The 3,612-nt window shown below is 67.1% G+C and carries 4 protein-coding genes and 1 tRNA gene; 2 read left to right on the top strand and 3 right to left on the bottom strand.

The window, feature by feature from the left end; translation table 11 throughout:
• Window positions 1-67: 67 nt before the first annotated feature.
• Window positions 68-144 (top strand) — tRNA-Met (locus Q7P21_RS20125).
• 82 nt (window positions 145-226) lie between these two features.
• Here the strand turns inward: Q7P21_RS20125 and map are convergent.
• Window positions 227-1,051, bottom strand: coding sequence for a type I methionyl aminopeptidase (gene map / locus Q7P21_RS20120; RefSeq protein ID WP_304180131.1), 825 nt, complete (start codon window positions 1,049-1,051; stop codon window positions 227-229).
• A 261-nt stretch (window positions 1,052-1,312) separates the two neighbouring features.
• Between map and Q7P21_RS20115 the strand changes: the two genes are divergently transcribed.
• Window positions 1,313-2,485, top strand: coding sequence for a flagellin (locus tag Q7P21_RS20115; protein ID WP_369685446.1), 1,173 nt, complete (start codon window positions 1,313-1,315; stop codon window positions 2,483-2,485).
• A 21-nt stretch (window positions 2,486-2,506) separates the two neighbouring features.
• Here the strand turns inward: Q7P21_RS20115 and Q7P21_RS20110 are convergent, their stop codons facing one another.
• Window positions 2,507-2,875, bottom strand: coding sequence for a hypothetical protein (locus tag Q7P21_RS20110; protein ID WP_304180124.1), 369 nt, complete (start codon window positions 2,873-2,875; stop codon window positions 2,507-2,509).
• A 225-nt stretch (window positions 2,876-3,100) separates the two neighbouring features.
• Window positions 3,101-3,475 carry a hypothetical protein gene (locus tag Q7P21_RS20105; RefSeq protein ID WP_304172339.1) on the bottom strand — a complete coding sequence of 125 codons (375 nt, stop codon included), beginning with the start codon at window positions 3,473-3,475 and terminating at the stop codon, window positions 3,101-3,103.
• Between the last annotated feature and the right edge of the window lie 137 nt (window positions 3,476-3,612).

Genomic DNA, 3,612 nt, shown 5'->3' with positions numbered 1-3,612 from the left:
AACGGATGCAAAACAAGCTGCCCCAAGCAGCAAGGTCAAAACCCTTCAAGCACGATCAACACCCTGACGCGGGGTGGAGCAGCCCGGTAGCTCGTCAGGCTCATAACCTGAAGGTCACAGGTTCAAATCCTGTCCCCGCACCCAGATATTACAAAGAACCCCCGGGGCTCACGCTCCGGGGGTTCTTTGTGTTCGGGATACAGGAACGACCGCCTCGCAGTGGCGGTCAGGCCACCAATACCGGCGGCTTGAACAGGCCCTGGGGCGAGACGGTGAAGATCTCATAGCCCGTGGCGGTCACGCCCACCGAATGCTCGCACTGGGCGGACAGCGACTTGTCGCGGGTCACCGCTGTCCAGCCGTCAGACAGCAGCTTCACCTGGTATTTGCCCAGGTTCACCATCGGCTCGATGGTGAAGAACATGCCCTCGCGGAGCAGCTCGCCCGTGCCCTTCTGGCCGAAGTGCAGGATGTTGGGCGCGTCGTGGAACACCTTGCCCAGGCCGTGGCCGCAGAAGTCGCGGACCACCGAGCAGCGTTGGGCTTCCACATAGGTCTGGATGGCGTGGCCGATGTCGCCGGTCCGGGCGCCGGGCTTCACCTGGTCCAGGCCCTTCTGCATGGCCTCATAGGTCACGTCGATCAGTCGCTTGGCCCGCGGGGCCACCGGGCCCACGCCATACATGCGGCTATGGTCGCCATGCCAGCCGTCGATGATCAGGGTCACGTCGATATTGGCGATGTCGCCTTCGCGCAGGGCCCGCTCCCCGGGGATCCCGTGGCAGACCACATGATTGGGCGAGATGCACACCGTCTTGGTGTAGCCCCGATAGCCCAGGCAGGCGGGCAGGGCGCCGTGATCGAGGATGAACTCCCGCGCCATGCGGTCAAGCTCATCGGTCACCACGCCCGGCTGGACGTGGGGGGTGAGCATGTCCAGGCACTCGGCGGCCAGCTTGCCTGCGGCGCGCATGCCCTCGAAAGCCTCCGGTCCGTGGATCTTGATCTGACCCGTGCGGTGCTCGGATTCGAGAACGTCGGTGAGGGACATGGAATGAGCTCCGGACAGTCAGGCCGCGCCGCGTTCCGCCGCGGCGCTGCGACCTTAGTTGGCGTTTCTAGCACAAAACCGCAACGTCCGCCCCGCCTATTGGTCGCCCGCGCGCGCGACCTGCCGAGGCGTCGGGCAGGGCGTGAAGCCTGTGTTCATCCAGGTTGATCAACGGCGAATACCTGAAATGCGCGACAATTAAGCGCGGATTCACGCGCGTGAGTTCAAATAACGTCGATATAGACGCCGCCCCATTCCTGGTTGTATTTGGTCTCGCTGCTCACCAACGTTAGCGCGATGTATGCTCGCCAGGCCCTGGCGAGCGCAAACGCGGACTCCGCCCAGTTGCGCAATCGGGTCGCGACGGGGTTGAAGGTGGCGGGCCCCGTCGACGATGGCGCGACCTATGCGATCGCCCAGAACATGCGCAGCGAACTGGGCGGCTGGCGGACGCTGAACGACAGCCTGCGGCGGAACCAGTCGACCCTGGACATCACCACCACGGCCGTGGAGGGCGTGTCCGACACCCTGACCGAGATGCGGGCCAAGGCCGTCGCCCTGGCCGACCCCTCGCTCGACGCCAGCAGCCGCGCCGCCTATCTCAGCGACATCAAGGACATGGTGGCGCGGATCAACAGCGCGGCGCGCAATTCCAGCTTCAGCGGGATCAACCTGCTGGTGGCCAAGAACAATACCCCGGTCGACATCACGCCGGCTCAGGGCGCCCCCCAGGCTAATCTGAACGTCTCGGTTCCCATGACCGGCGAGGCGGGGACGCTGAACCTTGACGTGACCGTGCCCTATTCCTCGACCACGCCGACCATGACGGTGACCGGCGTCGGCGATCCGGTCAGCGTGGCCTGGCCCCAGGCCAAGACCTCCGGCAGCGCGATCCGGCTCAGCCTGCCGATCGCCTATGGCGACTGGAACAATCCGGACGTCCCGGGGGCTGGCAGCGTCAGCTTCGACTTCCGCTCGACTCCGAGGGCTTCGTCCAACCCCCAGGGATTCAAGATCAACAGCCTGACCTTCACGGCCCTGCGTGGGTCGGAGAGCCTGCTGGCCTCGACCGCTGGCGACACCATCAGCCTGGGCTATCGGCCGATGACTTCGGATTGGCTGGGGCTGGACAATCTCGACCAGCTCTCGCTGGACGGGGTGGTGACGGCGGTGGACGGGGCGCTGGCCCAGGCCAATAGCGCCGCAGCCTATTTCGGGTCGCAGTCGGCGATGATCGGCCGGCGGATCGTGATGGCTGGCAAGCTGGCCGACACCCTGGAGGCGGGCATCGGCAATATCGTCGACACCGACATGGCCAAGGACTCCGCCAAGCTGCAGGCCAGCCAGGTGCGCGAGAGCCTGGCGACCCAGTCCCTGGCCATTGCCGGTCAGCAGGCCGGCTGGATGCTCGACCTGTTCCGCAGCGCAGCCTAGGAGGCCAAGTCCTCCTGAGGCTCAGAGCGGGTTCGGCCCCGCGCTCGCGGGAGCAGCAGCCTGGTCCGACGGCGCCTTCATGATGCTGGCGGGCAGGGACGTCGGGCCGGGCGAGCTGGGCGTCGGCGCGGGGACCTGTGGCGGTGGCGTCGGGCTTGGCGGCGGCGGCGCCGCCTCGGTCTGGGCCATGGCCCGTGCGTCGTCCTCGGCGGTCTGACGCTCGATGATGTGCTGGCGTCGCAAGCCCAAAGCCACCGCGCCCCACACGGACAAGCCGCCGACCAGCAGAAAGATCAGCCAGAAGACCAGGTTTCCCACGGGCCGCGTCGCCTGCAGGCCGCGACCATTGATGGTGCGGGCGGGGTCAAGCTTCCGCCTTTGGAAGAGCATTTGGCTGACCCTCAGTCTCGCCGGCCATGGGGCTGTGACCAAACATGACAGAGTTCCACGCCGGCGACATCATCGATCGCCCTCACTTGGGAGCTCTGTTGGAGCATTGTGGCGCTTTCGACCTGGTCGCCATCGCGCCGCCGCCGGAAGCAGCACTTCGCGGCCGCCGGGGGCGTCGCGATCGCTTGGACCCTCGCCAGTCGTGAGGGGCGAATCGATCGCCGGCTATTGCGGGGCTTGGGCGTCAGCCTTGGCCTGGGCGGCCGTGGTCGCCGCATCGTGGGACTCATGCTCCTGCTTCGCCGCCAGGGCGTCCGCATCGTTGGACGTCGCCAAGGTCGCCGCCGCCGCGTCACTGGACGAGGGCGCGCCGGACGCCTGGAGCTCTGCCTGAGCGGCCGCGAGGTGTTGATCCGCGGCGGCCTGAACCTTCATTCTGTGGTTGAGGTTGGCGGTCATGAGCCCGATGACCAGCAAGAGCAGCAGGGCCCCGGCGCCGGCCATCCACCAGCGCACCTTGGGGGGCAGCGGCTGGGCCGCCGGCAGGCCATCGCCACGAATGGTGCGCAGCGGATCGAGCGGGGTGTGGTCGTCCGACATGGGATCGTCCTTAGCCTCGACGGGGCTGCCGCCGACAGCCGGAGGATGGTCCCCGGATCGGTCTCTAAATAAGGCGCCCCCGTGAGCCTGGAGCGCGTGAGTGGGCGGCGCGCCCTGAGTGGTGCGGGGCGCGGAAG

The sequence above is a fragment of the Phenylobacterium aquaticum genome (genome assembly GCF_947378715.1).
In the GTDB taxonomy this organism is placed as follows: Bacteria; Pseudomonadota; Alphaproteobacteria; order Caulobacterales; family Caulobacteraceae; genus Phenylobacterium; species Phenylobacterium aquaticum_A.
This window is presented reverse-complemented; position numbering and strand designations above follow the sequence as displayed.

Excerpts from the sequence above, each read along its gene's own strand:
- Q7P21_RS20105 (WP_304172339.1), bottom strand. The coding sequence starts at position 3,475 with ATGTCGGACGACCACACCCCGCTCGATCCGCTGCGCACCATTCGTGGC.
- map (WP_304180131.1), bottom strand. The coding sequence starts at position 1,051 with ATGTCCCTCACCGACGTTCTCGAATCCGAGCACCGCACGGGTCAGATC.
- Q7P21_RS20110 (WP_304180124.1), bottom strand. The coding sequence starts at position 2,875 with ATGCTCTTCCAAAGGCGGAAGCTTGACCCCGCCCGCACCATCAATGGT.